The sequence below is a fragment of the Enterovibrio qingdaonensis genome, from assembly GCF_028683135.1.
Lineage (GTDB): Bacteria > Pseudomonadota > Gammaproteobacteria > Enterobacterales > Vibrionaceae > Enterovibrio > Enterovibrio qingdaonensis.
Genome location: NZ_JAJUBB010000003.1, coordinates 427,301 through 452,784, shown reverse-complemented (window position 1 = coordinate 452,784; position 25,484 = coordinate 427,301). Strand labels below are relative to the sequence as shown.

22 protein-coding genes and 1 riboswitch are annotated in these 25,484 nt (G+C 46.5%); of the genes, 4 read left to right on the top strand and 18 right to left on the bottom strand.

Translation table 11 applies throughout. From position 1 onward, the window contains the following. The first annotated feature begins 64 nt into the window (after positions 1 to 64). The 3 genes from LRP49_RS06880 (at position 65) to bfr (LRP49_RS06870) (ending at position 1,853) form a co-directional block, all read left to right on the top strand. Complete coding sequence (locus LRP49_RS06880) at positions 65 to 658, top strand: TetR/AcrR family transcriptional regulator (RefSeq protein ID WP_274141163.1); 594 nt, start codon at positions 65 to 67, stop codon at positions 656 to 658. 236 nt (positions 659 to 894) lie between these two features. Further along, positions 895 to 1,365: a bacterioferritin gene (bfr, locus tag LRP49_RS06875; protein WP_274141161.1), complete on the top strand. Its 471-nt coding sequence runs from the start codon at positions 895 to 897 to the stop codon at positions 1,363 to 1,365. A gap of 8 nt (positions 1,366 to 1,373) precedes the next feature. Then, on the top strand, positions 1,374 to 1,853 hold the full coding sequence (gene bfr, locus LRP49_RS06870; protein ID WP_274141159.1) for a bacterioferritin: 480 nt from the start codon (positions 1,374 to 1,376) through the stop codon (positions 1,851 to 1,853). A 65-nt stretch (positions 1,854 to 1,918) separates the two neighbouring features. Here the strand turns inward: bfr (LRP49_RS06870) and LRP49_RS06865 are convergent, their stop codons facing one another. From LRP49_RS06865 to LRP49_RS06825, 9 genes are all read right to left on the bottom strand, one after another. Beyond that, the gene (locus LRP49_RS06865) at positions 1,919 to 2,617 is read right to left on the bottom strand and encodes a class I SAM-dependent methyltransferase (RefSeq protein WP_274141158.1); all 699 of its coding nucleotides are present in this window, start codon (positions 2,615 to 2,617) and stop codon (positions 1,919 to 1,921) included. Between the two features lie 39 nt (positions 2,618 to 2,656). Further along, a complete protein-coding gene (locus tag LRP49_RS06860) occupies positions 2,657 to 3,103 on the bottom strand; it encodes a GNAT family N-acetyltransferase (RefSeq protein ID WP_274141157.1) in 447 nt (148 codons plus the stop codon). Between the two features lie 217 nt (positions 3,104 to 3,320). Then, the gene (locus LRP49_RS06855; RefSeq protein WP_274141156.1) at positions 3,321 to 3,761 is read right to left on the bottom strand and encodes a hypothetical protein; all 441 of its coding nucleotides are present in this window, start codon (positions 3,759 to 3,761) and stop codon (positions 3,321 to 3,323) included. A 45-nt stretch (positions 3,762 to 3,806) separates the two neighbouring features. Beyond that, the gene (locus LRP49_RS06850; RefSeq protein WP_274141153.1) at positions 3,807 to 4,304 is read right to left on the bottom strand and encodes a hypothetical protein; all 498 of its coding nucleotides are present in this window, start codon (positions 4,302 to 4,304) and stop codon (positions 3,807 to 3,809) included. A gap of 74 nt (positions 4,305 to 4,378) precedes the next feature. Continuing rightward, positions 4,379 to 5,419 (bottom strand): histone deacetylase family protein, encoded by a 1,041-nt coding sequence (locus LRP49_RS06845; protein ID WP_274141151.1) that lies wholly within the window; start codon positions 5,417 to 5,419, stop codon positions 4,379 to 4,381. Continuing rightward, on the bottom strand, positions 5,419 to 6,447 hold the full coding sequence (locus LRP49_RS06840; protein ID WP_274141150.1) for an ABC transporter substrate-binding protein: 1,029 nt from the start codon (positions 6,445 to 6,447) through the stop codon (positions 5,419 to 5,421). Before LRP49_RS06840 ends, LRP49_RS06845 begins: the two co-directional genes overlap by 1 nt. A 342-nt stretch (positions 6,448 to 6,789) precedes the next feature. After that, a complete protein-coding gene (asnA, locus tag LRP49_RS06835) occupies positions 6,790 to 7,797 on the bottom strand; it encodes an aspartate--ammonia ligase (protein ID WP_274141149.1) in 1,008 nt (335 codons plus the stop codon). A gap of 161 nt (positions 7,798 to 7,958) precedes the next feature. After that, a complete protein-coding gene (locus LRP49_RS06830; RefSeq protein WP_274141147.1) occupies positions 7,959 to 9,938 on the bottom strand; it encodes an alkyl/aryl-sulfatase in 1,980 nt (659 codons plus the stop codon). 110 nt (positions 9,939 to 10,048) lie between these two features. After that, positions 10,049 to 10,954 (bottom strand): LysR family transcriptional regulator, encoded by a 906-nt coding sequence (locus LRP49_RS06825; protein WP_274141146.1) that lies wholly within the window; start codon positions 10,952 to 10,954, stop codon positions 10,049 to 10,051. Positions 10,955 to 11,220: 266 nt separating this feature from the next. Here LRP49_RS06825 and LRP49_RS06820 point away from each other — a divergent pair, with 266 nt between their 5' ends. Then, positions 11,221 to 12,081 carry a PA4780 family RIO1-like protein kinase gene (locus LRP49_RS06820; protein WP_274141144.1) on the top strand — a complete coding sequence of 287 codons (861 nt, stop codon included), beginning with the start codon at positions 11,221 to 11,223 and terminating at the stop codon, positions 12,079 to 12,081. A gap of 49 nt (positions 12,082 to 12,130) precedes the next feature. Here the strand turns inward: LRP49_RS06820 and LRP49_RS06815 are convergent, their stop codons facing one another. The 9 genes from LRP49_RS06815 to torA form a co-directional block, all read right to left on the bottom strand. Next, positions 12,131 to 12,751, bottom strand: coding sequence for a CDP-alcohol phosphatidyltransferase family protein (locus LRP49_RS06815; RefSeq protein WP_274141143.1), 621 nt, complete (start codon positions 12,749 to 12,751; stop codon positions 12,131 to 12,133). Beyond that, positions 12,744 to 13,430 (bottom strand): ATP-binding cassette domain-containing protein, encoded by a 687-nt coding sequence (locus LRP49_RS06810; protein WP_274141141.1) that lies wholly within the window; start codon positions 13,428 to 13,430, stop codon positions 12,744 to 12,746. Before LRP49_RS06810 ends, LRP49_RS06815 begins: the two co-directional genes overlap by 8 nt. Next, positions 13,399 to 15,099, bottom strand: coding sequence for an ABC transporter permease (locus tag LRP49_RS06805; protein WP_274141139.1), 1,701 nt, complete (start codon positions 15,097 to 15,099; stop codon positions 13,399 to 13,401). The genes LRP49_RS06810 and LRP49_RS06805 overlap by 32 nt, the downstream gene beginning before the upstream one ends. A 39-nt stretch (positions 15,100 to 15,138) precedes the next feature. After that, positions 15,139 to 16,278 carry an ABC transporter substrate-binding protein gene (locus tag LRP49_RS06800; RefSeq protein ID WP_274141138.1) on the bottom strand — a complete coding sequence of 380 codons (1,140 nt, stop codon included), beginning with the start codon at positions 16,276 to 16,278 and terminating at the stop codon, positions 15,139 to 15,141. A gap of 5 nt (positions 16,279 to 16,283) precedes the next feature. After that, complete coding sequence (gene lpdA, locus LRP49_RS06795) at positions 16,284 to 18,461, bottom strand: dihydrolipoyl dehydrogenase (protein WP_274141137.1); 2,178 nt, start codon at positions 18,459 to 18,461, stop codon at positions 16,284 to 16,286. 1,096 nt (positions 18,462 to 19,557) lie between these two features. After that, positions 19,558 to 20,151: a TfoX/Sxy family DNA transformation protein gene (locus LRP49_RS06790; protein ID WP_274141136.1), complete on the bottom strand. Its 594-nt coding sequence runs from the start codon at positions 20,149 to 20,151 to the stop codon at positions 19,558 to 19,560. 117 nt (positions 20,152 to 20,268) lie between these two features. Beyond that, positions 20,269 to 20,366: riboswitch (cyclic di-GMP riboswitch) on the bottom strand. Between the two features lie 297 nt (positions 20,367 to 20,663). Beyond that, positions 20,664 to 21,674, bottom strand: a complete 1,011-nt coding sequence (gene purR / locus LRP49_RS06785; protein ID WP_274141135.1) for an HTH-type transcriptional repressor PurR — start codon at positions 21,672 to 21,674, stop codon at positions 20,664 to 20,666. A 438-nt stretch (positions 21,675 to 22,112) separates the two neighbouring features. Continuing rightward, a complete protein-coding gene (gene torD / locus LRP49_RS06780) occupies positions 22,113 to 22,760 on the bottom strand; it encodes a molecular chaperone TorD (protein ID WP_274141134.1) in 648 nt (215 codons plus the stop codon). Between the two features lie 161 nt (positions 22,761 to 22,921). Next, entirely contained in the window at positions 22,922 to 25,450 is a 2,529-nt protein-coding gene (gene torA, locus LRP49_RS06775) for a trimethylamine-N-oxide reductase TorA (RefSeq protein WP_274141133.1), read from the bottom strand. Positions 25,451 to 25,484 lie beyond the last annotated feature (34 nt).

The following is a 25,484-nucleotide window of genomic DNA, read 5'->3' as shown; positions in this document are numbered from 1 at the left end:
CTCAAAAGTGTACTTTTTTGTTTCTAGTTGTTAAAGTCGGCGTGTGTTGACGAGGAGAAAAGAGATGACACGCTCAGAGCAAAAACGCTTGGCCATTGTTACTGCGGCCAAAGCAGAGTTTATTCAACATGGATTTATAGCGGCGAATATGGACAGAGTTTGCGCCTCTGCTGAAGTTTCAAAGCGTACGCTTTATCGTCATTTCGAGAGTAAGGAAGTGTTGTTTGAGGCAGTGCTGACCATTATTCAGAGTACCATTGACGAAGGTGAGCACTACTCTTACAACGCCAAGCTAAGTATAGAAGTGCAATTGTCTGAGATCATTCGAAAAGAAGCGGAAACCCTTTACGGCACGTATGGGATTCCGTTTACACGCACCATCGTCTTAGAGTTTCTTCGCCAGCCAGAGATGGCGCAGCAAATTATCTCAAAGATCTACATCAATAGATCGTTGACCCAATGGTTTGCAGAGGCGCAACGTGAAGGGAAACTCAAGGACATGAAAGTGGAATTACTGTCCCACACCTATTCTAGTTTGTACAACGGTATGTTTGTTTGGCCCCAAATTTTCGATATGCAACCGATACCGACGGGGAAAGAATTTGAAGAAAAAATTCAGCATATCGTTACGGTATTTTTGGCAGCCTTTGCGGTCTAGCGTTTTTCTTAGCGAGGTGTGTACCTCGCTAACCCTCTGTTTATCCACCTGCTTTAATTTCCCTACAAAAAACAACAGATTTTCAGTCATAGATAAACGCGATGTGTAACGATAATGACAATGCTTCTCATTATCTAAGCGTCTGAAAATCTTACACTTTTGATTTGCGATTAACAAAAAATTTACTTATTCTTTCCCCTCAGTAGTCACGTCAACACGAAACAAGGAATGCTGTTATGAAAGGGCATCAGGAAGTCATTGTTGAGCTCAATCGGATATTGACCTCTGAATTGACGGCAATTAACCAGTATTTCCTCCACGCGAGGATGTTTAGAAACTGGGGCTTAGAAGCGTTGAATGAGGTGGAATACAAGAAGTCCATTCAGGATATGAAGCACGCCGATAAGCTGATAGAACGTGTACTTTTTCTTGAAGGTTTACCAAATCTTCAGCATCTAGAGCGTCTAAGAATTGGCGAAGATGCGGAAGAAATGCTCAGCTGCGACAAAGTCATGGTCGAAGAGGAACTGGTTCAGTTACGCGCGGCTATCGCAATGTGCGAGTTGAAGAAGGATTATGTAACTCGAGATATTCTCAACGCTCTGCTGGAAGATGAAGAAGAGCATCTCGATTGGTTAGAAGCCCAATTTGAACTCATTGGACTGACTGGCATTCAAAATTATCTGCAATCACATATGGACGACTAGGGGATACCATGAAAGGCAATCAAGAAGTTATTGACGCACTCAACCACCTGTTGGCCCATGAATTGTCCGCGATGGATCAGTACTTCGTTCATGCACGCATGTATGACGATTGGGGTTTGCAGGAGCTGTATGAACGCATTAACCACGAGTCAGATGATGAACGTGAGCATGCGTCTCGTCTGATTAACCGAATTCTGTTCTTAGAAGGCACACCAGACGTAGCGGGACGCGAGCCGCTGACGATTGGTAAAAATGTTGAAGAGATGATCAATAACGATCTTCAATACGAATATAAAGTGGCTGCCGCGTTGCGTGAAGTAATTGGTCTGTGCGAGGAAAAGCAAGACTACCAAACGCGTGAGATTTTGGTGGAATTGCTGGACGATACAGAGTCTGACCATATGTACTGGCTTGAGAAGCAACAATGGCTTATCAAGAACGTGGGCCTGCAGAATTATATCCAGTCGAAGATGGGTAAACCTGCTTAAGTCAAACTTTGAATAGACGTTTAAAAGCCGCTTTTACGAGCGGCTTTTTTCTATCTGTTCAACGGTTATTTTTGGCATTTGAAGAAGATGAAGTTTGGATTCTTTCGAAGACGCTCATACGTTTCTTCACAAATCAGCTTCGCTTCTTCTGACACTTGGCCTTCAGACATTTTCGTTATTGAAAAACCCGCATCGGTGATTGCATCCGTGATTTCAGTTAATGAGCGACGATAGAAGGTGACCTGTACTGGCTCACCAACCGTGTTCCATTCTTCTTTCACCAACTCTCGGTCGAAGTAATTACCTGTCGTAGAGCATTCAAAGTCAGCAAAAGGGTGGTGGGTAGAAAACGCAAAGACACCACCCGCGCGTAGAACCCGATAGGCCTCCTCCATCACCACATTCAGATCTTCGATGTAGTGAATCACCAATGGGCTGACGGCAACGTCATAGCTATCGTCTGCTTCTTTCGGTAATCCTTTGGACAAGTCTTGCTGGTATGCGCGTACCCTGTCTTTGAATTTACTTTCGACAATGTCGACCATCTCGTCTGAGAAATCCAAGCAGGTCACCGAACGCGCGTTTTGCGCGAGAAAATACTCGGCGTAAATACCAGAGCCACAACCCAGATCGATAACGTCTTTTCCCTCGACACTGTCGAGCATAGATTGCAGGGTCGGACGTTCTAACAACGCGTTATAGATATTGTCTTGCACGACAGTGTCATACTGCTGAGCAAACGTAGAGTACATATCAGATTTCATGGAAGCATCGCCTTGAAAATAGGGAGAAAGACGGCGGCATCATAAATCAAGGTAGAGCCTCAGCATATCTTTATGTTGTATCCCGTTTTCAAAAATCGGCTCTGCGTAATTATCGAGGAAATGATCTTTAACAACACGTTCAATACGGAAACCAAGTCTCTGATAATAAGTAAGTTGATAGCCAAAGCTTCCCGTTCCTAACTCGATGCGAGTGACGCCTTTTTGCCTGATTTGCATGAGTACGAACTCTAACAGCTTTGTTCCGAGACCTTGATGCTGTCGGTGTGGACTCATGGCGATATTGAAGATTTCAACAACACTTTCATTTATCGGCTTCACAACGCAAACACCAATGATGTCGTCGCCTTCTTGCACGATATAGCACCATGAATCTGTCAAATACGCTTGTATGTTCGATATAGAAGGATCTGCTTCCAAAAGCAGTTCAATTGGTGCAGTGCTTGAGTCTACTTCGAGGTACTTCATAGGGCTCACTTTGGTCACTTTTTCAAGAACAATGAGAGTTTAGAAGGTGCACATCAGATTATCATTAGTCGATACTGAGAAGTGCGCGGAAAATGACAATCGCTCAGCAGAAAAAGTAAGAGTTATTACACGATATTGGTTTCTCTTCGGGATGCAAAGGTGAATATATCCAAGCTCGTTAAATCTGGTAGATTCAGACCGTTTGGTTATTTGGATGTTAGTCTTCTTTGGAAGCGTTGATATTTGTCTTGCCTGTCGCAAGCGCGTTAAGGTAAGCGACAATAACAAATGTTGGTGCGACTTCGATTTCTTTTTTACAAATACGATACTGTTCCGGTGCTCTGCTGTTTTTCTCTATCATTTCTCTCATCAGCGCGCGGTGAACATTCCAATAGTAGAATGTCACTGGAGGAAATGCAGCGCATAAGATTGTCATTTCATACAAAGTGCTGTCTGCCTTAAGCGAGCCTTCTTCAGTGCTGTACTTGTACATAAAGCGTGTCGCGCCAAGGAGAAATACAATCCCGAACCCAAATAAAAAATAGGCACCTAGCCCCATTAAAACTGAACTGGTTTCAATACATTGGATCGTTAGCCTGATTGCTAATGCAAAAAACAAAACAGTGAATAAATAACCTTTTCTTTTAGAGAGGATCAAGGCTGACTCCTTAATAAGGGGTAAGTAACACCCGAACAATACCGCTCAGTGTTTGGGTTTTATTATGTCTAAATACGTTTTTATTAATGAAGTAGGAGCCACGTGCATATCGGCTTCGGGCAGTTTATTTTCATCAGGTGTTGAACGATTAGCTTCGATCATCTGTTTTAGTAGTCGCTGATGCTGAAACCAAAGGTAGGTGGTGAGCCCTGGCAATAATATGAGTTTCGTTGCCATGATGAGCATATGCTTCACCAATGTTGCCTTATCACCTTGCAGCATTTCGATGGTGTACATAAAGCGAGTTGCTCTTAGCAAAAACACCAGTGTCAAACCGAAAGATACATAGGCGAAAAAGGCATAGGAGGCACTTTCGTTTCGCCAAGCAGACATGGTGGTGAAAACGAGGAGAGCGGAAAATACTGCACTGAGTAGATATCCATTTCGTCTTGAGAGCAGTAAAAGCATGCCGTTAAGTTCGTTATGTAGTAAAGATGTAGGTAAGTTATCACGGTTATAACGAACAGCGACGAATTTTTCCACGTTAAATATCAACGTTTTAAATGGATGTCAAATAAAAAGCCGCTCCATAGAGCGGCTTAATTCTTGAACGAGGCTTAGTTAGCAGAACGGAAACCGTTCAGCACCGCCACCGTATTGTGGCCTAAATCGTCAACGGCATAACCGCCTTCAAATACAAACAATGTTGGCAAGCCCAGCTCGCCCAGCATGGTGCCGATTTGCAGGTAGTCTTCCAGCTTCAGTTTGAAATGGCTGATTGGATCGTTTTCATAGGTATCCATCCCCAGTGAAATCACCAGCGAGTCTGCGCCGAAGCTGCGAATTTTCTCGATGGCTGTTTCCAAAGCAGGGCGGTACAGTGACCAATCGGTCTTACCTTGTGGCAGAGGAATATTCAGGTTAAAGCCTTCACCTTTACCTTCACCCGTTTCGTCAGCAAAACCTAGGTAGTGCGGGTAGTCGTAATCTGGGTCACCATGGATAGAGGTGAACAATACGTCATTACGACCATAGAAAATGGTTTGGGTACCATTACCGTGGTGGTAGTCGATATCCAGAATAGCCACTTTGTTATGACCCTTACGACGCAAACCTTCTGCTGCGATCGCCGCATTGTTGATGTAGCAGTATCCGCCCATCAAATCAGGTGCAGCATGGTGACCCGGCGGACGGCACAGCGCAAAGGCCGCTTTGTCACCGTCAATCAGCATATCAACACCAGTCAGTGCGCAATCAACGGCCGAAGCAATGGCCTCGAAGCTGGTTTTTGTAATGGCTGCTGTCATGTCGAAGCTGTAGTAACCCAGTTTACCTTCGATATCCTTAGGTACACGGTTACGCAAGTGACGCGCAGGTACAAAACAGTAAGGAGATGCATCACGGTCTGGACCGTAAGTGTCTTCCCATTCGTTCCATGCATTTTGTAGGAATTCTACATAGTCAGCGGTGTGTACCCAACGCATTGGCTCAAGGCCAAACTCTTTAGGTGCGACCACTTCATAGCCCTCGTTTGCATTAATGGCATTTAATACCATGTCAGCGCGCTCTGGCTTTTCAAAGCAAGGTGTCGCTTCACCGCTCAAGAATTCATATTTTACACGGTGCAGGTTTTGCTTTTCGCTGTAGATGACTTTCATTATCGCTTTAGTTCCAGCCAGTATTGGTTGTAGATCGATACTGCTTCACCAATGTTAGACAGGAATTGACCCTTTTGCTTCACGTCAGTGTTTGGGAAGATCACATCGCTATTGCGCAGTTCATCTGGCAAATGGTTCAGTGCACCTAAGTTTGGCACTGCATAACCAATTTCTTTTACCAGAATTGCTTGGTTTTCAGGCTTCATCAGGAAGTTGATGAAGGCATAAGCCGCTTCTTTGTTTTCTGCGTGCTTAGGAATAACGATGTTATCCATCCAGAAAATCGTGCCTTCTTCAGGGTACACGTATTGGATAGACGGGTTTTCAACCATAGCGCGATATGCCGTGCCATTCCACTGCATGCCCACGTTCACTTCACCCATTATCAATGGCGTGTGCGGCGCATCAGAGTTGAACAGCGTGACATTTGGCTTCAGTGTTTTCAAAAGCTCATAGGCTTGACGGATTTCGTCTTCGTTTTGGCTGTTAACGCTGTGGCCGTTCATGATCAGAGCCATACCGAATACGTCGCGCAGATCATCAGTCAAAAGCAGTTGACCCGCAAATTCCTCTTTCCAAAGGTCAGCCCAACGTTTTACGTCTTTGCCGTCAACCATGTCGCTGTTGTAACCCATACCAGTGCTTCCCCACATGTATGGCAGTGAGTAGCGGTTTTCTGGGTCAAACGACTGGTTCAGGATCGATGCATCCAGATCTGCAAACGCGGAGATCTTGCTCTTATCCAGTTCGTGAAGCAGGCCTTCGTTGCCCATGATCGAAACGTAGTAAGTAGAAGGGACGATCAGGTCATAGCCTTTTGCATCAAGAAGCTTCACTTTCGCATACATGGTTTCGTTACTCTCAAAAGTAGAGTAATTCACCTTGATGTCGGTTTCTTTTGTGAACTTTTCGATAAGTTGCTGGGGAAGGTATTCAGACCAGTTGTAAATGTTTAGGAACTGATCGGCGTTAGCAGAGGCGGAGAAAAGCAGGCTGGCGGTCGCAGCAATAACAAAGTTTTTTTTCATCTACGTAGTGTTATCCGAAAACATATTATCAATAAATGGAACGCAAAATTGCGCGCGAGGATTAAATAGGAAAGTGGGGGTGTACGCAAGGTAAATCATTGAAAGGTGATGCGAATGTAAATGAAGAGTGATAACGAGAGATGATTGATGGAAGTGATGTGTGATTATGTCTCGGAGAGTGGCGTTCAATTGGCTGAAAAAGTAGACGGTGTATCACAAGCATGGAATGACGCAGTTACTGAAAGAATAAGTGACATTGAATGTTAGTGGGTAGGGAAGTCTCGCTTTCCTTGGAAAGAAAAAAGACGCCATCAAGGCGTCTTTCGATTCATTTTATGCCGATTACAACAGCACGATCTGGTTGCGATCGCACTCTTCAATCATTTCATCCGGCCAGATGGAAGATTGCACTTCACCAATGTGCGCTTTTTGCAGGAAGAACATGCAAATGCGTGATTGGCCAATACCACCACCGATGGTGTATGGCAGCGTTTTATTAAGCACGCCGCGGTGGAATGGCAGGGCGGCACGATCTTCACAGCCTGCGATATTCAACTGCGCCTGAAGGCTCTCTTCACATACGCGAATGCCCATTGAAGAAAGTTCTAATGCACTGTCCAATACAGGGTTCCAGAACAGTAAATCACCGTTAAGGTTCCAGTCGTCGTAGTCGGGTGCGCGGCCGTCATGGCGTTCGCCGTTAGACAGTTTGTGACCGATGTTTTGAATAAACACGGCACCGAATTCTTTACAGATCGCGTTTTCGCGCTCTTTGCCTGTCATGTCAGGGTATTTTTGCAAAAGATCTTCAGAGGTGATGAACGTCACTTTCTCTGGCAGACGCTTTTTCAAAACCGGATATTCTTGGTAGATGTAGTTTTCAGTCTTCAAGAAAGCGTTGTAGATCTTCTCTACGGTAGTGCGAAGGTAGGCATCAGTGCGCATTCCTTTATCCAGCACTTTTTCCCAATCCCACTGGTCAACGTAGATAGAGTGGATATTGTCGAGTTCTTCGTCACGACGAATGGCGTTCATGTCCGTGTAGAGGCCTTCATCGATATCAAAACCGTAGCGACCAAGAGCCATGCGCTTCCACTTTGCAAGCGAGTGAACCACTTCAACGCATGCGCCATTATCATCTAATAAGTCGAACGCTACCGGACGCTCTGTACCATTCAAGTTGTCGTTCAAACCTGTTTCTGGTTTAACAAACAGTGGTGCGGACACACGGGTAAGGTATAGCTCGTAGGCTAGCGCGTACTCGAAGTAGTCTTTTAGTTTTTTGATCGCGACTTCCGTATCACGAAGTCCTAGAAGAGGTTTGTATTCAGCAGGGATGGTGAGTTGCATGTAACGTCCTTTGTATCGTTTTAATTCTTTCCTGCCAACACCTTACACTTTGCATGGTTACAGCGTCTAGTAGTTTTCCATGCTTAACGAGCGGTTATTGTGTTTTGTCCCAGTAGAATGAAAAAGAGCCGCGATGTGCGGCTCAATACATGGCATTGTTTTTACTTCTTCGGCTCGATGATATTGAACCAGAATTCGAAGTTATCCAGCATACCTGCAATGTCAGTCAATGCTTTCGCATTGCCTTCAATTTTTGCTTGGCCAGCTGAAACCAGATCATTCAGTGATGCCTTACCCATCAGAACCTTGTTTAAGGCTGCGCGGTCAACCGTTAGGGTCATGTCTGGGTTGTCTGATTGCACGCCTTTGAGATTGTTAAGGTGCGCATTTTCCAATTCAACCAAGAAGGTTTCATTCACATCGGGCAACACAAAGTTAATGGTGTAATCAACGCCGGCTGCTTTGTCGCCATTCAGGCGCACGCCAAGGTAGTCAAGGAACAGTTCGGTATCCATTGCGACAACAACATCGGCACCTGCGGTTTTGGTTGCGTCACCTTTAGGTGTGCCGTGGCGTAGTTCGTAAGCACCCATCAGGTAGGTATTGCGCTCTCCGGCTGACTCGCTTTGGTAGCCAATTTGCTCTAAACAGTCCGCTTGCAAGAAGCGCGCTTTCTGGTTTGTTGGCTCCGCGAAAACAGCTTTGTCTACAACCTCTGCACACCAACGGTACTCACCGCTTTTATATGCTTCCTGACCAACTTTCAGTACGTTATCGATACCGCCCATTGCTGCAACATATTTAGGTGCGGCGTCTGTCGGGCTGAGTGGACGAAGCGTGGCTGGGTTCATATCAAAGTAACCCAAGTATTTGTTAATGACCGCCTTGGCGTTGCGGTGGTAGCTACCGTGGTAACCGCGGTTATACCATTCATGGGCCAGTACATCAGGAACATGAAATTCGTCTTGAATTTCGTTGATGGTCACACCATGGTTTGCCAAACGCAAAGCCTGATCGTGAATGTAGCCATACATATCACGTTGTTTACGCAAGAATTGGTTTATGTTGTCATTGCCCCAGCGCGGCCAGCTGTGAGATGCAAACATCACATCTGCGTCGTCGGCATACATATGAATGGATTCATTGATGTACTTGCTCCACGCTTTCGCATCACGTACTTCTGCGCCACGCAGTGTATAAACGTTATGAAGGCCACCCACCGTGTTTTCTGCCATCCACAACGCGTTGAATTGTGGGAAATAGGTGTTCATTTCTGCCGGTGATTCAGTGCCCGGCGTGTTTTGAAACTCCATGGTGATACCGTCTACCACTTTGGTTTCGGTCTCTTCGCTGATAACCAGCGTAGGGGCAATCATGGATACTTCGCCCTGCGCAACGCCTTTACCGATAGCAGCATCAACTTGGCCTGTTGCCGATTTTTCGAGTGCATTGCCGTATTGGTAAGTCACGCGGCGAGACATGGCATTACCTGCCAACACGTTTTCAGCTACGGCATGGTGAAGAAAACCGCGTGGCGCGATGATTTCCACTTCGCCATTGTCGACTTGCTCTTGGCTAACAATGCCTTTGACCCCGCCGAAGTGATCGGCATGTGCGTGGCTATAAACAACAGCTTTGATTGGACGTTCGCCAAGTTCTTTGTTGATGAAGTCCAACGCTGCTTTGGCGGTTGCAGGGACAGTGAGCGGGTCAAAGACAATCCAACCTGTATCGCCTTGGACGAAGGTAATATTGGCAAGGTCGTAACCACGGACTTGATAGATACGATCCGTCACTTTATACAGCCCGTGGTGCATGTTGAGTTGCGCCTGGCGTTGTAGGCTAGGGTGAATGCTGTCGTAGTCTTTGCCATCAAGCAGGAAATCGTAGTTACCTAGTTCCCAAATGACTTTTCCGGCCTTGTCTTTAATTTCAAGGTTGTCTTGTTGAGTAATGAGCCCTTTTTCAACGAGTGCAAAATCTTCTTTGTCGTTGAATGGCAGCGTAGCACGCTGTTCGGCAGCGAAATTCTGTGTTGTCTGGGTTGGGGCTTTCGCTTCTGGCGAATACGTGTGCGCGGCGGCAGGAAGAGTGGTTGAAGCAACCATCAGGGCAATTAACGTCGGCTTTAGTGTTTTCATTGTAATGCTCTCGTTTTTCTATTCATCGGAAAGGAACGAGAGCCAATATATGCAACCCAACGTGCTAGAACGATTCGTAATTCAATAAACAATTGTTAAGCATTGCTTAACTAATTGGTGAGAATTTCCTCAATTTGCATTTTTAGCCACTGAATCCCTTCATCATGCTGCTTTGCTTTATGCCAACAGACAAAGGTTGGGATAGGGCGAATATCAAACGGCAACGGTTGGACGCAAAGTCCTAACTTTTCGGCCCACAAATCGGCCAGCCTTTTGGGCGTGAAGCATAGGAGATCCGTTAATGCGGCTGTGGTCATCAGGTTCATCATCGAATCGCTTTGGTAATAGACTTTTCGAGTAGGAAGCGGTTTATCTATCAGGTTAGAAAACATAAAGTTTCCAAAGCGTCGGCTGCTCAATGCCGTATGTTTCTCAGCAAAAAATTGCTGAAAAGTAATGCCATTTTTTAAGCGAGGGTGGTCTTTTGCATAGACGACAACGAGCTCCTCTTCTGAAATGCGAGAAGTCATTACTGACGGATGACTGACGGGTAACGACGATAAAAACAGGTCAGCTTCTCTTTCACTGAGCACCTGACTCGGTGTGAAGTGGTTGTCTTCGTAATGGTGGAGGTGAACGGTAATATTTGGGGCGACTTCACTGAGCCTGCGAAGCAACTGCGGCAATACCGTTAAATCAAAATAGGCGTGTCCACCAATAACAAACTCACGCGTGCTGGTAGCAGGATCAAAAGAGGTGTTGGCTTCTAACCCGAACCGGATAGCACTTAACCCCTCAGCGACATGGCGGTGCATATTGAGTGCATACTGTGTGGGTTGTAGACCTCTGCCTTGACGAACAAATAGCGGTTCTTCTACCTGATCACGCAAACGAGATAAGTTCTGGCTTACAGCTGCAGATGTCATGGTTAACTTCTCAGCTGCTTTTGTCACAGAGCCAAGCGTCATGACAGCGTCAAACACCGTCAATAAATTTAGGTCGTAATCTCTGAGCATACAATTTAGTTAAGTATTGTTTAATGATTTTTAGTTTAACATTGCATGCCGAAAATAAAACTGGGTTGCAGGGTGTGTAGGATGCTGAGGAAGGGGGAGTGATAGATTCAGTCGCTTTAAATGAGTGAATTTTCACTAAACTTGGCGAAGAAAGCGTTCTTTCTTTACATCCAAGAGTTCGCACTCTATTGTGCCGGAATCTATACGGCTACTCGATATATCGAGGTTAGCTTATTGTTGTTGCGTTTTTCACATATGAAGGTGAGATGAAGATACCAGCACGATTACTGCCACTGGTTGAAGATGGCATGGTTGATGAAGTGATTTCTCAGTTGATGAGTGGCAAGGAGGCTTCTGTATACGTGGTGTCGAGTGGCGGACGTATTTGCTGTGCGAAAGTGTATAAGGAAATTGACCAACGGAGTTTCAAACAAGCCGTTGCGTATCGCGAAGGGCGAAAAGTCCGTGATAGCCGCCGAGCCCGTGCAATGGCTAAGGGGTCGAAGTTTGGCCGCGATGAGCAAGAAAAAGTGTGGCAAAACGCGGAAGTAGATGCGCTCTATGCGTTATCACAGGCTGGAGTCAGAGTTCCACAGCCTTACGGTTGTTTTGACGGTGTGTTGCTTATGGAGTTGGTGACGGACGATGAAGGATCTGTTGCTCCGAGGCTGAACGATGTCACCCTGAGTAAAGAGCAAGCACTGCGAGACCATGCGCAAATCATCAAAGATGTTACGCGTATGCTTTGCGCGGGCATCGTACATGGCGATTTATCCGAATTTAATGTGCTGGTGGATCATCTTGGCCCAGTGATCATTGACCTGCCTCAAGCCGTTGACGCATCCGCTAATAACAATGCGAAATGGATGCTGGAGCGTGACGTAAACAACATGACCAATTATTACGGTCAATACGCGCCTGAGTTGATTGGCACCCAGTATGCCAAAGAAATGTGGGCACTTTATGAAGCAGGCGATCTAACGCCAAATACTGAGCTGACGGGCGTCTATGTCGATGATGGCAGTGATGCAGATGTTGATGGTCTCATGGCAGAAATTAATGCAGTGATGGAAGAGGCCAGATTACGCCGAGAGCGTCGATTGGAAAATGATGCTGAACAAGAGTGACGCTGAGTTCCATCACTTATAAAAATGTAAATGTTATTAATTTAAAGGGCTAGTCGACAGACTCGCCCTTTAACGTTTGAAAGCCAGCCCAAATGCGTGTTGTTGTCGTTATCCAACACATGGCACCAAACGCCCATGCAATTTCTGCAAAGTACTGTGGGAATAGACAAAACAGAACGAAACAAGCGATAGTTTCTGTTCCTTCAGTTAGCCCCCCGATGTAATACAGAGACTTACTTTGATAAACCGGGTTTTCGATGTTTCGCTTGCTCGCCATGACGGCAAAGGCAAGAAAGCTCGACCCTGTCCCCATAAATGAAAACACCAAAAAGGTGGCTGCAACGGCATTTTGTTCAGGATTCGCCAATGCGAAGGCAAAGGGAATCATTGAGTAGAAAAGGAAGTCCAGCGTGATGTCGAGAAATCCGCCAGCATCTGTAATCCCTTGTCTTCGGGCGAGTGCACCATCTAGGCCATCGAAAATCCTATTCAGGGCAATAAACAGAAGACCTAACCAGTAATGTTCAGTAGCAATCGCGGGTAGCGCAAATAGCCCGAGAACAAAACCAATGAGCGTAATTTGATTGGCTGTCACGCCAAGTTTATCGGGAAGTTTTGCGGCTTGCTTTAGCGGCCATCGAATCACTTCAATCGAGTAACGATCAAGCATGGTTTCGCTCCGAGTTCATAAATGACGGTCGAGTGGAAGACGGCGGATCTGCAACCGGCCAATTTAAGAGTGTGCTTTCCATCGGTACGTCGCTGTCATCGTGCGTCACCATCACGGCGGCGATGTTTCGTGCCTTGATTTGTTTGAATACAAACGCACGAAATGCCTTACGGAGCGGTTTATCTAATTTACTAAATGGCTCATCGAGCAATATGACTTTAGGGTGAGAAAGCAGTGTGCGCATAAGGCTTATACGCGCTCTCTGGCCCCCGGAGATTTGGTCCGGTGCTTTGTAAGCGATCTCTGACAGTTCAATTTCATTAAGCGTGGCTAAGGCGCGAGCCTTTTTCTCCGTCGCAGACATTGTTTCGGGCAAGCCAAACGCCAGATTCTGCCAAATGTTGAGATGGGGAAATAAGAGATCGTCTTGGAACAGTATGCCAACAGCGCGCTTCTCGGCCGGTGTGGAAAGGATACTGGTGTCGTTTACATATATGTCTCCGACACATTCGAATTCTGGGGAAAGATGTCCGGCAATGGCGGAAAGCAGCGTAGATTTGCCACAACCACTGGGTCCCATTATCGATAGGACATCGCCATTTTCCACCTCAAAGCTCATGTCTTCGAGCAGTGTAAGTTGGGTGGTTTTAATAGTTAGGTTTTGTACGGACAAACTCATCGCTTATCTCTCTTTGTTCTGCTTGTCTTGCCAGACGCCGTTTTGGGTCAGAAATACGACTTGCGGCCAATGCGATTGCGAAAAATACCAAGGGTAGAAATGCCTGAATCAAGCCATAGACCGCGCTGATCCGTCTGTCTTGTCCACTGGCTAAACTGACGGCTTCGGTGGTCAGTGTTGTGATGCGACCTGCACCTAGCAATTGTGTAGGTAGGTATTGTGCGAAACTAACACTTAAACCCACAGCCCAAGCCAAAAGGATGGCGGGTAATACATTCGGTAACTTTACTAAGCTCCATGCTTTAAAAGGACTGTGCCCCAAGCTTCGGGCGGTTTGTGTTAACCGTTGATCGAATGATTTCCAAGGTCCGTCCAGGGCGAGATAAACATAAGGAAACGCGAACAGAATGTGTGCCCAAATGGTCGCGGGAACATGCCATTGCCCGGGCAGCATGTAAATCGCTACTTGAATGCCAAATAGAATAGAAAGCTGAGGGATCAGCATTGGAATCGCGATGACAAGTTGAGGGACCGACTTGTGGTACTTGTCTCTGTATTCTAGGCAGCCAATCGCAAACACAAGTGCAACCGTTGCTGAAATTAGGCCTAAGATCAGGCTGTTGGTGGCAAGCTCAATGAGGTGGCGGCTTTCTTGCTCCCAAAAGCGCACGCTGAATCGGCTTGGCCAAATGTCTGGGAATCGCCAACGCAATGCGAAAGACCAAACCAGTAACACGGGAATCATGAGAAAAGGGATAACTGCGACCAGTTTGAAAAGGTTTTTTCCCGGCAATGAAATGCATTTGCTTCCGCTGAACTGCCAATTTTGCCAAACGCGAACAATTAAATATTCGAACAAGCGATAGGCGAGTAATACCGCGAAGCAGAGAACGAACAACGAAATGGCACCTGCTGCAGCGCGAGGGAGCAATTGCAAGTCAGGGTCGTTAAACCATTGCCAGACTAATACCGCAAATGTGTTTGGCGATGTAGGGCCAATGATCATTGCAACATCAACAACAGAAAGCCCATAAGCAATTACCGCGTATATTGGAAAGCGCATCCTTGGTAACCATTGAGGAAAGATGACTTTCATCCAGGCTGCACTTCGATTGTACCCAAGGCTTTGAGATACATTGAGTAGCTTATCAACCCGCATTTGCTTTAGAACCGCGAGGCTCATAAGTAACAAAAAGGGTGTTTCTTTGATCGCCAAGGCCAAGATGAGTCCAATCCCATATTGGTCCTGAACAAGGGACCATTGGTAAGGTTCATTTTCCGAAGAAAAGAGTGCTGAGAAACGAAACAACCAGCCTGAAGGGGCAAACGTCAGCGCAAAGCCTATCGCAAAGGCGACATGAGGCATTGCGAGTAGTGGGGCCAGCCATCTTTCAATTCGTCGCCATCCTTTTGTTCCCCAACATGCTTGGAGAATGAGGAAGGTGAACATAACGGCTAAAGCGGATGCTGCAATGCCTGTATATAGGGTAATTTCTAAGGAAATGATTGTAGATGGCCACGCCAGCATTGCCTGCCAGCCAGCAATACTTGGTTCGTGTAAACCAAGGACTGGGAGGTAGCTGATAGCTGAAAGTAGCACGCCTCCCAATCCGGGTATCAAGGGCAAACAGCATACCGTCAGCGTCACAACGTACAACAGACGTAACATGTTTACCTCTCTACTGCGTTTAACAATATTCGCGGATAATTACTGACCATATCTCTCAAGCCAAGCCTGTTCAAGCGCGCCTTGCCAACTTGGATGAGGTTCCGGTTGCGACTTAAATAGTGCTTTACTGCCCACACTTGTCAATTTAACAACAGCGGGATCGCCCCAAACATCGCTATTGGCTTTACGTGATTGTGCTTCTTCACTCATCAAAAAGTTAATGGCAACCAATGCACCTTCTTTGGCATTTGCATTCCAAGGAATGCCCATAAAGTGAATGTTAGACAGGGCTCCCTGATCAAACGCGAAGGTCTTAGCTGTCGGCGCTAGCGTTCCATTTTTAATCGCCGTGTCTGCTGCGTTTGGGTTAAAGGTGATTGCCAGTAGCAATTCACCGTCGTCGAGCAATTGCATGGTTTCTGCGCTACCTGCAGGAAATTGCTTCCCTCCTCGCCATGCCACACCGTGTAATTCATCTAGGTATGACCATAGTGGCGCAGTTATCTCAGCAAATTTCTCCGAATCAACGGGTTTGTAGAGTGGGGCTGAATCGGTAGCAAGCTCAAGCAGTGCGGCTTTTAGGAAGCTTGTGCCATGGAATGCAGGTGGCTTAGGGTAGGTCGTTTTTCCGGGAAAAGCTTTGGCAAGACTGAGCAGTTCGGTAAACGATGCTGGTGGATTAGCCAAGGTTTTTTCATCGTGAATAAAGACCAGTTGCCCAACGCCCCAAGGGGCCTCCAAGCCGTTTGTTGGTTCAGTAAAATCTTCGGTAACGGGCAGTGATTTATCGACAATCGCCCAGCTAGGTAATTGCTCAACGAAAGGACCAAATAGTAAGTCGTTAGATTTCATTGATTTGAAATTTTCGCCATTGATCCAAACCATATCCACGCTGCCGCCGCTATTCTTCCCAGCTGCTTTTTCTGCAACAAGACGGTTTACTGTTTCCGCAATGTCAGAAACTTTAACGTGTTGAAGTGTGACGCCGTAACGATCTTTCAGCTCGTCGCCTGCCCAGCGTAGGTAGGCGTTAATTTCTTGGCTACCACCCCAAGCATTAAAGTAAACAGTTTGACCTTGTGCCGCGTCTTCCACCGACGCCCAATTTGAAAGATCAGCCGCAGAAGCGGCTGATGCGAGGGAGAGGGCGCAAGCGGTAACGATGGATTTCAAATTCATTGTTATCAATCTTCCTTAATCATTGATGACGAGTTCTTTGAATTGGATTCATTACGCATCCAAGTGTGAAATTTTTCTACCCATGCAAGCAGACCTTGTGGCGCGTTATTTTGTTTCCAAACACCTGCGGTATATTTTGTCGCTTCGCTCATTGTTGGGTAAGGGTGAACCGTACCAAGAATTTTGTTCAATCCAAGGCCGTGGCGCATAGCGAGGGTAAATTCTGCGAGCAAGTCGCCAGCATGGGAACCGACAATGGTGGCACCCAAAATCTTGTCTTTTCCTTTCGGCGTAATCACTTTGATAAAGCCGTGGTCCTCGCCGTCTGCGATTGCGCGGTCAAGATCATCGATACCATAGTGAGCAACTTCATACTCAATACCTTGAGCAATGGCTTCTTTCTCGTTAATCCCTACACGCGCAACTTCTGGTGCTGTATAAGTGGCTGCTGGCATAACGGAATAGTCTGCTTTGAATTTTTTGAAGTCGCCAAACAAAGCGTTTACCGCTGCGTACCAAGCTTGATGACCTGCTGCGTGGGTTAACTGAAAAGGACCTGCGACATCACCGACAGCGAAGATGTTTGGGTAGTTTGTTTGAAGATATTCGTTCACCTTCACGGTGCCACGGTCTGTTAACTCAACTCCAATCTCTTCAAGGCCAAAGCCTTTTGTATTGGCAACGCGGCCCAATGCCAGCATGACGTAGTCAAATTCAACAACGACTTCTTCGCCATTGTGTTCGAGGAATGCGCGCTGCACGTCCCCGTCTTTCTCAAATCGCGTAGCTTTATGACTTAGCAGAATGTTTACGCCATCCTCGGTTAAGCCTTTAACAACCAATTCTGCTGCGTCTGCGTCTTCACGGATAAGCAGTTGGTCTGCCATTTCCACCAAGGTAACGTCAGTCCCTAATCGCGCGAAACTCTGCGCTAACTCGCTGCCAATAGGACCGCCACCTAATACCAGTAATTTTTTAGGCTGCTCAGTTAGCTCCCAGACGTTATCTGATGTCAGGTAACTCACTTCTTGTAGGCCAGGAATCCCAGGAACGAGAGGGCGAGCACCTGTTGCAATAACCAGGTTACGCGTAGTCAAACGCTCTCCATTGACTTCTACTTCCCACGGAGAAAGGATCTTGGCTTCGCCTTGAATACACTCAACGCCAAGCTTGGTATAACGTTCGACCGAATCGTGGGGTTCGATGTCCGCTATAACTTTATGAACTCGCCCCATGACTTTTGCGAAATCAACGCTAGGTTCGCCAACAGAAACCCCAAATTCGTTCGAGCGTTTGATTTCGTGTACAGCATGACCTGCGCGGATGAGAGCTTTTGATGGTACACAGCCCGTATTCAGGCAGTCACCGCCCATTTTGTGTTTCTCTATTAGGGTAACTTTCGCTTTTACTGCGGCACCGATATAGGTCGTAACCAGACCGCCAGCACCTGCTCCTATCGCAATGAGGTTGCGATCAAACGTGTTTGGCTTTTGCCATTTTGCGTATACACGACGTTTTTGTAGAAAATTCATAACAACCTTCGCGATGATAGGGAACACACCCAACAAAACCAGAGACAACAGTACGCCGGGCGAAACAATACCGCTCAGTGAGTCTATCTGAGCGAGTTGCGTACCAGCATTAATGTAAACAGCGGTACCAGGTAACATGCCTATTTGACTCACGACATAAAACGTTAAGGTACGGATAGGCGTCAGGCCCATGAGTAGATTTATCAAGAAAAATGGGAAAACCGGAATGAGACGCAGTGTTAATAGATAAAACGGACCGTCCTTCTCTACACCTTGGTTTATTGTGGTGAGCTTATTTCCGAATTTACTTTGTACACTGTCTTTTAGCAGGAATCGGCTTACAAGAAACGCCAGCGTTGCCCCAATCGAACTGGCGAAAGAAACCAATAACAGTGCCCACCAAAAACCAAATAGGGCGGCACCCAAAAGCGTCGCGATGGCTGCACCGGGCAAAGACAACGCAGTCATTCCAATGTACACGGCGAAGTAGATGATACTTGCGGTAAGGAAGTTGCTCGCAATAGAGTCTTTTAACGCTTCGTGTTGGGCTTTAGCATTTTCAAGCGTAAAGAGAGCACCGAGGTCGAAAGCAAACCAAGTAACGAAGATCGCAACAATAACGACGATGATGGCTAGCTTTTGTTTATTCATCTGAAGTCCTTAATCTAAAAGCAATGTTGCACTGACTCACCCTGACGGACATTTCACCGAACGCTACGCATTATTCACAGAATAACTATGGCAAAACATACGTTTGTCATAACTACTTTCAGTAACAATCCAGAGAGTTAAATGAAGTTATTGCCAATAATGTGACTCATGAAGATTCTGAGCATAAGCAAAGGGTGGAGATGCGCGCGTTTCCGTTCTTGCTTGGTGAATAAGACCGAGAGGTTTCGGAATAAATTGCACTCTTCTTCAAAAAATTCGATGTAGTGGGGAGAGAGTCTACAGGTTTGGAATTTAACTGCATGTATTTAATGACATATCTGAATATTCAAACGTGCTGAATCAGCAAGGCGTGTTACTCACAAACAGTATTTGGTGTATTGAAACGCTAATAGAGCTAAAGGAACAAGGGCGATGGTTGTAGCGCCAGTAATGTGGTAGTTACGGTGCCAATACCGCCTTGCAAAACTGTTCAGTCTTAAGCCCCAGCAAACAACCATCGCGTTAAGTGCCAGAAAGAATATGACCAAAATGGTAAGGAAGGAAGGCGCGAAGATACCTTGAGTTAAAACCATATAAAAAGATGCCGGAAGAAAAAAACAGCTAAACACGGTCCACTTAAACCTCCTGGGCCACTTGCTAAAGTGGTCACGGAAGATTCTGTCGATTTGGTCTGGAAAAGGTCTGCTGTAATGCATCTTATTGTTGCCATTCAACTCTCTCTTTATTTGGCATAGCCCAGTTTTCTTTGAACTGATAATCAACGAGGCATATCGTGTCTCATAAGTGTGACATTTGTCACATAAAATTGTTTTGTGGTATTTTCATGGATTGAAGCTGGCTTGAAGGGAAAATGATGTGTTTTTTAGAAATAAGTAATTTGAAGGCCTGCTGTATAAGCAATAGAACATGATGATACTTTCGGTTTAGTACCATATTTATAGGGCAGAAATAGAAGACAAACTGTAATTTTTTATGGTTACAGTACGTAGTGCGCTAGAGGTGTGGTCGAGACAATTTTAACTCCCAACTCTAAGTTTGAGCCGCGTTGGGAGTTTAAGTTCCAGTTAACGATAAATTAAGGGTGAAGATGCTCTAAAAGCTCATCGCGACGTTGTGGGGTAATCACGGACCAGTGCTTACCTTCAATCGCGCCTTCTAACGCCCAAAGCATTTCAAGGCTGATTGAGTCGTTGTGAGACTTTTGCAGTGCTTGGAAGGCTGCTACAGAGCCCGTGTCTTGCAACTCTTGAACGGACCCGATACCCGCTTTTTTCAGCATTCGTTCGGTAGCGAGCCTTAGGTTGGGCAAGTCTTTTATACGTGCTGGGACGGCGGTCTTTTTTTCATGTTGGTCTTCGCGGGCAATCTCAAGTGCTTTAACGGCATGCGCCATGAGCGTTTTAGGCTGCCCCCACCAACACTCAGGAATAGCGTAATACTTTGTCACGACGGGGAAGCCGCGCTTTTTATATTCGTAAGGCTGCATCTGAAGTTTTATGAATTCAACTTCATTCCCTTGGCCTGCGCGAAGGTGCAATTGGTCGTGGACCACTAGCGCGAACATGGTTTCGTTGCAAAACACGCCAAAACCACCAAACATCGAACGCGATTTGATTTTTCCTAAAGATTCAAAAAACTTAAGTGTGTTTTTTAAAGTTGGCTTATCCATATGACTCATTCTCAAACGTGACGTTGTAAGACTATTGGTCAAGGGGGATTAACGTAGCGGGACGAATTCAATGAATTGTCTAGTGCCAGATGCTATCTGGAGGAGAATGCTAACGTCATCGGTAACTCCGCTACCACATCACAACAAGTTTGTTGAAGATGGAAGGCCGGAAGCTTTGCGTCCCACGCTTTCGCGATGGTTTGCCTTTTTCTTGACGCAGTTATCTTAACTCAATTAAGTAAATTTGTCGTTAATACTAGCCATTCAAAGTGTGATCTTGGTTCAGAAATGCATTGGCCTGATTGCCAGACATTCGAGCGTAATCACTGAAATAGCGGTGGTTTTCGTTAGATTCAGGAGGAAGAAAAAAAGGCAGTAATGCCTTTAAAAATAGGCATTGTGTAAGTCAAATAGAGCCGAGTTCGAAATAAGTGAGTCGATGGGTGACTCACAAACACAAAGACCCGAGTACAAGGACTCGGGTCTATGTCGTTCGATAGGAGAGAGGTCGCCTATTTGTCGTTAAGGTTCTTAACTGAACTACGCACGACTAACTCGGGTTGCATCTCAAAGACCTGTTGTTCGCTGTCTTTATTGACCAGCCTTTCAAGCAGGAGTTTGATTGCCGTTTTGCCGAGGCGATTTTTCGGCGTATGTATCGTTGTCAACGGTGGTGAGAAGAACGCCGCCAAATCGATATTGTCATAACCAATGACAGAAATGTCGTTAGGAACATCTAAACCAGCTTGACGGAATGTACTGATTGCTGCCAGTGCCATGATGTCGTTAAAACAAAATACTGCGGTAGGACGACGGTCTTGTGCCAGTAGCTTTTTCGCGGCTTCAACAGCAGTGTCACATTCAAAATCCGCTTCAACAATCCATTCTGGATTTTCCTGCAGACCTGCCTCTTCCAACGCTTTGCGAAATCCAGATAAGCGAGTTTGACATGTAAGTCGGTCTAGTTGACCAGAGATACATGCGATGTCTTTATGGCCGCTATCAATCAGGAATTTGGTTGCTAAGTAGCCACCTAGTTCGGCATTGTCGTGAATACAGTCGGTATTAACGTGCTCAGTGCCCCAGTTCATAACAACCATTGGCAAGTCTTGTTTCTTTTCAAGGAGAGCCAACAACTCTTCACTGATGTCAGAACACATGACCAAAACACCATCAACACGCTTTTCCGCAAGCATACGCAGATAGTCGCGTTGTTTTGCAATGTTACCTTCAGTGTTACACAGGATCAGCGTATAGCCTTCGTTGTAGCAATACTCTTCTACACCATGAACAACTTCGGCGAAAAATGGGTTAGTGGATTTGGTGACCAGCATACCGATAGTGCGCGTCGAGTTACACTTCAGGCTTCGCGCAACAGCACTTGGCGCGTAGTTCAAATCGTCGACGGCGGCCCATACCTTCTTGGTTGTGTTTTCTGCCACAAAACGTGTTTTATTGATCACGTGCGAAACTGTGGTCGTAGATACACCGGCGAGTCGTGCGACGTCTTTAATTGTTGCCATTGTAATCTTCTTATCGTTTTCTTTAGCAGCGTCAGTTTCGGCTGCTTAACATGTTTACGCCGCTATCTAAAGCGGCGTACTAAATTCGTTTAAGATGCAAAGGTGGTTAACCCTTGCTCTATTGCGTGTTGAGTATTGAAATGCCTGTCTGCAAATGCGAAGAACGACAGACAGTGAAGCGTCTGAAAGTACCCATGCAACAATGCCTAATTTCTCAATGCCAAACGCTTGCGTTCACAGTTTACTGGGTGTTACGCAGTGTCGCAATTATTCTATCGTTACGGCGTAAATAAGCTTGATGCGGGTCAACCTAATCGAGTGTGGGTATAACACCCAGTTATCGTGCGATTTTTCTTCTTCACTAAAAATCGACCACATTCTTATTCAGCAATAAAAAAAGCCGGGCAATGCCGGCTTTCTAGTCTGCCAGTTTTAAGTTTATTCGCCTTTCAAAAACGCGACATCCAAAGCGACGAATGCTGCCAGCAGATTAGCGGCAGATTTATAGAAACCAAAACGGTCAAAATCATTCACCGATTTTTGGAATTGACTTAACCAAGGCATCAGCATGGTCTCTAAAAAGCGACCTTGTTCTTGCATCATCGCTTCTTGTTTTTCTTCGCTTTCTTCTTTGTTAGCAAGAATGACAAGGTTACCCATAAAATCGAGCTGAACCGCTAAGTGGTCAAATGGTTCATTGAAGTCTTTGCGCTGTGCGATGCCGTATTGGTTCATCCACGCAGCCATTTCCTGTGCAGGTTTGTCGTTTAGCAAGCCAGTTGTACCGATATACATGGATGCGTAGGGAAGGGCACCTGTCTTCGGTGTGCTCAGGAACAAGCCACAAAAGTCTGCTGACAACTCAAGCTGTGCATCTTCACGTAGCTTCAATCGACCCAAGGTATCGCGAAACTCTGCGATTGGGGCTTTCAGCTCTTCGGTCATGGCCAATACAGAATAGTAGTTGTCCATATCACCGCCATGGTAATTGTCCAGATCTTGCTGGGTCAATTCCGTTGCAAACAGTGAAGACATCCACCAATAGAACTCGGCGCGTTGTTCGTTAATGGCAATAAATTCTTGCATTATCATTCCGTTTTTCGAGAAGCGTTAGAGTGTATAGCCAAGCTGTCTGTCATCAGAAGCGGCTTGGATATAGAACCTATAAGTGTAATAAGTCTATATAAGTGTATAGAAGTTAGAGTAAAAAAGGGCAGCTAGGCTGCCCTTTTTCTTCTCACTGTCTCTTATGCGATATCCATCGCTGGGAACAGTGGGTTTACGTCGTCAATCTCAGTAGGGCCACTGAAGCCTGTTACTGAAGGAATTGGGCCGGTGTATTTCTCAATTTCAACCAGTGCAGTGTGTGCAGAGGTTGCTTGAGCCAGCTTCGACGTACCGATATCTACAGTCAGAACGTTTGGATCGCCGTAAGTACAAAGGGTACCTGGTTTGCCGCCTTCAAGCGGTGCATACCATGCGCCTTCTTCAATACGACATACGCCTGACTTGTAGTCGTCAGTTACAACAGCACCTGCCAGAACTTGACCACGGTCATTGAATACGCGAACGATGTCACCAGACACGATGCCACGCGCTTTTGCGTCAGCAGTGCTGATGTATACAGGTTCACGATCTTGTACCGCGTAAGTTCCGCGGAAGTCGTCAGACGAACACAGCTGCGAGTGCAGGCGGTAGTTCGGGTGACAGCTTTGCATGTGCAGCGGGAACTTGTTCGACTTAGGGCCACCATGGCTACGCTCAACTTTTTCGAACCACATTGGGTGGCCCTGACAGTCGTCGTAACCCATGTCAGCGATAGTCTTACAGTAGATCTCGATCAGACCGGTTGCGGTGCCCAATGGCTCCAGATCCGGTTCTTTACGGAATGCTGCGTGACGTACCCACTCAGAACCTTCAGGGAATGAAACGAATTGCTCTTCTTCCCAGAACTTAACGAAGTTAGGCATACGAACGCCGATACCACGACCTTGCAGACGCGCACCGTTGTAGATCTCTTCAATCCATTCCATCTTGGTCTTGCCACCGGTGAACGCTTCTTCGCGGTCAAAACGGGTGCATAGCTCACGGAAGATATCGAAGTCATCTTTCGATTCGAACATAGGCTCAACGATTTGTTTCATCGCGATGATACCTTTGTTCGAGTGGTTACCGAACTGCTCGATGTCGTTACGCTCGTAAGTCGTGGTTGCTGGCAGAACGATATCTGCAAAGCGACACGTCGCAGTCCACTGGTGCTCAACGCTCACAACCGTTTCAAGCTTACGCCACGCCTCGATCATACGGTTACGATCTTGGTGGTGGTGGAATGGGTTGTTACCACAGAAGATAGCCATCTTCATGTGTGGGAACTTCACGCTGTGACCATTGAACTGGATGGTTTTACCAGGGTTCTCAATACAGTCAACGAAACGTGCTACTGGAATATAGGTCGAGTAACCGTTGTAGCTGCCTTGGTGAATTGGCTCAACGCCAGTCACTGAGCTGAAACCAGACATCAGTGGACCTGCAGAGGTAATTGTACCTGCATCGTTGTAGTGCCAACCGAAACCGAAGCCGCCGCCTGGCAGACCGATTTGGCCCAGCATTGCTGCCAGAACAACGATCATCCATGCGTACTGCTCGCCGTGTTGCATACGCTGCAAACACCAGCCCGCGATAATTTGAGTACGGCCGCTTGCCATGGTACGTGCCAGTTCACGAATCTCGTCAGCTGGGATACCACAGATTTTCTCTGCCCACTCAGGTGTTTTCGCAACGCCGTCTTTCTCACCGGTCAGGTAAGGAACGAATTGGTCGAAACCTGTGGTGTAGTCAGCAAGGAATTGCTCGTCGTACAGTTTTTCAGTGTACAGGGTATGAGCAATCGCTAGCATTAGTGGAACGTCAGTTTGCGGGTTAACTGGAACCTGCTTACCACCGAAGAACTTGTAAGATTGGCTCTTCACTGGGTCAACGTGGATAACGTTGATTTCGCCTGACTTCACTTTATCTGCCAGTTGCTGGTAGTAACCGTATACGCTGTGATCAGGGATCAGCCAGCCAACTTGCAGGTTTTTAATTGGGTCTGAACCCCAGATAACGATGTTTTTCGCGTTTTCCAGAACCAGAGGCCATGACGTTTGCTGTTCGTAAACTTCCATTGCACCAGCAACGTAAGGCAGAACAACTTGCGCAGAACCGGTGGAGTAGTCACCGATCTTCGCAAGGTACGTACCGTGCAGGCTGATAGCGCGCTGCATGATAGTACCCGCGGTATTCAATTTACCGCACGACTGCCAGCCAGAGTGGCCAGCGTACAGTGCACTTGGGCCATAAGTGTTTTGAACACGCTCTAGCTCGTGGTGGAAGAAGTCCAGAGCCTGTGACCATGGCACACGCACAAAGCGGTTATCACCACGTTGTGTCGTGTCAGATTTCCAACCGTGCTTCAGCCAGTCCAGACGAACCATTGGGTACTTAACACGAGATGGGTTGTAAACCACTTCTCGAACCGCGCTCAGCATTGCGGTTGGGTGCGGGTCGTTTTCGAACGCAACGGTGTCAATCCAGATGCCGTTTTCCACTTTCGCGCGGAATGCACCCCAGTGTGAACCGTGAATTACGTCGCCAGAGAACGTGCTTTTCGCATCAGTCGCGGCCATAGCCGTGCGAGGCGCCAGAAGGCTGCTGCCAATTACGGCACCAGCACTGGCGGTCAACATGCCTGATAGAAAACGACGGCGGGTAATGCCTTGTAGTTTTTCAGTCGCCATGTAGGAATCCTTATAAATTTAAAGTCGATAAGAC

Excerpts from the sequence above, each read along its gene's own strand:
- LRP49_RS06880 (WP_274141163.1), top strand. The coding sequence starts at position 65 with ATGACACGCTCAGAGCAAAAACGCTTGGCCATTGTTACTGCGGCCAAA.
- bfr (WP_274141161.1), top strand. The coding sequence starts at position 895 with ATGAAAGGGCATCAGGAAGTCATTGTTGAGCTCAATCGGATATTGACC.
- bfr (WP_274141159.1), top strand. The coding sequence starts at position 1,374 with ATGAAAGGCAATCAAGAAGTTATTGACGCACTCAACCACCTGTTGGCC.
- LRP49_RS06865 (WP_274141158.1), bottom strand. The coding sequence starts at position 2,617 with ATGAAATCTGATATGTACTCTACGTTTGCTCAGCAGTATGACACTGTC.
- LRP49_RS06860 (WP_274141157.1), bottom strand. The coding sequence starts at position 3,103 with ATGAAGTACCTCGAAGTAGACTCAAGCACTGCACCAATTGAACTGCTT.
- LRP49_RS06845 (WP_274141151.1), bottom strand. The coding sequence starts at position 5,419 with ATGAAAGTCATCTACAGCGAAAAGCAAAACCTGCACCGTGTAAAATAT.
- LRP49_RS06840 (WP_274141150.1), bottom strand. The coding sequence starts at position 6,447 with ATGAAAAAAAACTTTGTTATTGCTGCGACCGCCAGCCTGCTTTTCTCC.
- asnA (WP_274141149.1), bottom strand. The coding sequence starts at position 7,797 with ATGCAACTCACCATCCCTGCTGAATACAAACCTCTTCTAGGACTTCGT.
- LRP49_RS06830 (WP_274141147.1), bottom strand. The coding sequence starts at position 9,938 with ATGAAAACACTAAAGCCGACGTTAATTGCCCTGATGGTTGCTTCAACC.
- LRP49_RS06825 (WP_274141146.1), bottom strand. The coding sequence starts at position 10,954 with ATGCTCAGAGATTACGACCTAAATTTATTGACGGTGTTTGACGCTGTC.
- LRP49_RS06820 (WP_274141144.1), top strand. The coding sequence starts at position 11,221 with ATGAAGATACCAGCACGATTACTGCCACTGGTTGAAGATGGCATGGTT.
- LRP49_RS06815 (WP_274141143.1), bottom strand. The coding sequence starts at position 12,751 with ATGCTTGATCGTTACTCGATTGAAGTGATTCGATGGCCGCTAAAGCAA.
- LRP49_RS06810 (WP_274141141.1), bottom strand. The coding sequence starts at position 13,430 with ATGAGTTTGTCCGTACAAAACCTAACTATTAAAACCACCCAACTTACA.
- LRP49_RS06805 (WP_274141139.1), bottom strand. The coding sequence starts at position 15,099 with ATGTTACGTCTGTTGTACGTTGTGACGCTGACGGTATGCTGTTTGCCC.
- LRP49_RS06800 (WP_274141138.1), bottom strand. The coding sequence starts at position 16,278 with ATGAATTTGAAATCCATCGTTACCGCTTGCGCCCTCTCCCTCGCATCA.
- lpdA (WP_274141137.1), bottom strand. The coding sequence starts at position 18,461 with ATGAATAAACAAAAGCTAGCCATCATCGTCGTTATTGTTGCGATCTTC.
- LRP49_RS06790 (WP_274141136.1), bottom strand. The coding sequence starts at position 20,151 with ATGGATAAGCCAACTTTAAAAAACACACTTAAGTTTTTTGAATCTTTA.
- purR (WP_274141135.1), bottom strand. The coding sequence starts at position 21,674 with ATGGCAACAATTAAAGACGTCGCACGACTCGCCGGTGTATCTACGACC.
- torD (WP_274141134.1), bottom strand. The coding sequence starts at position 22,760 with ATGCAAGAATTTATTGCCATTAACGAACAACGCGCCGAGTTCTATTGG.
- torA (WP_274141133.1), bottom strand. The coding sequence starts at position 25,450 with ATGGCGACTGAAAAACTACAAGGCATTACCCGCCGTCGTTTTCTATCA.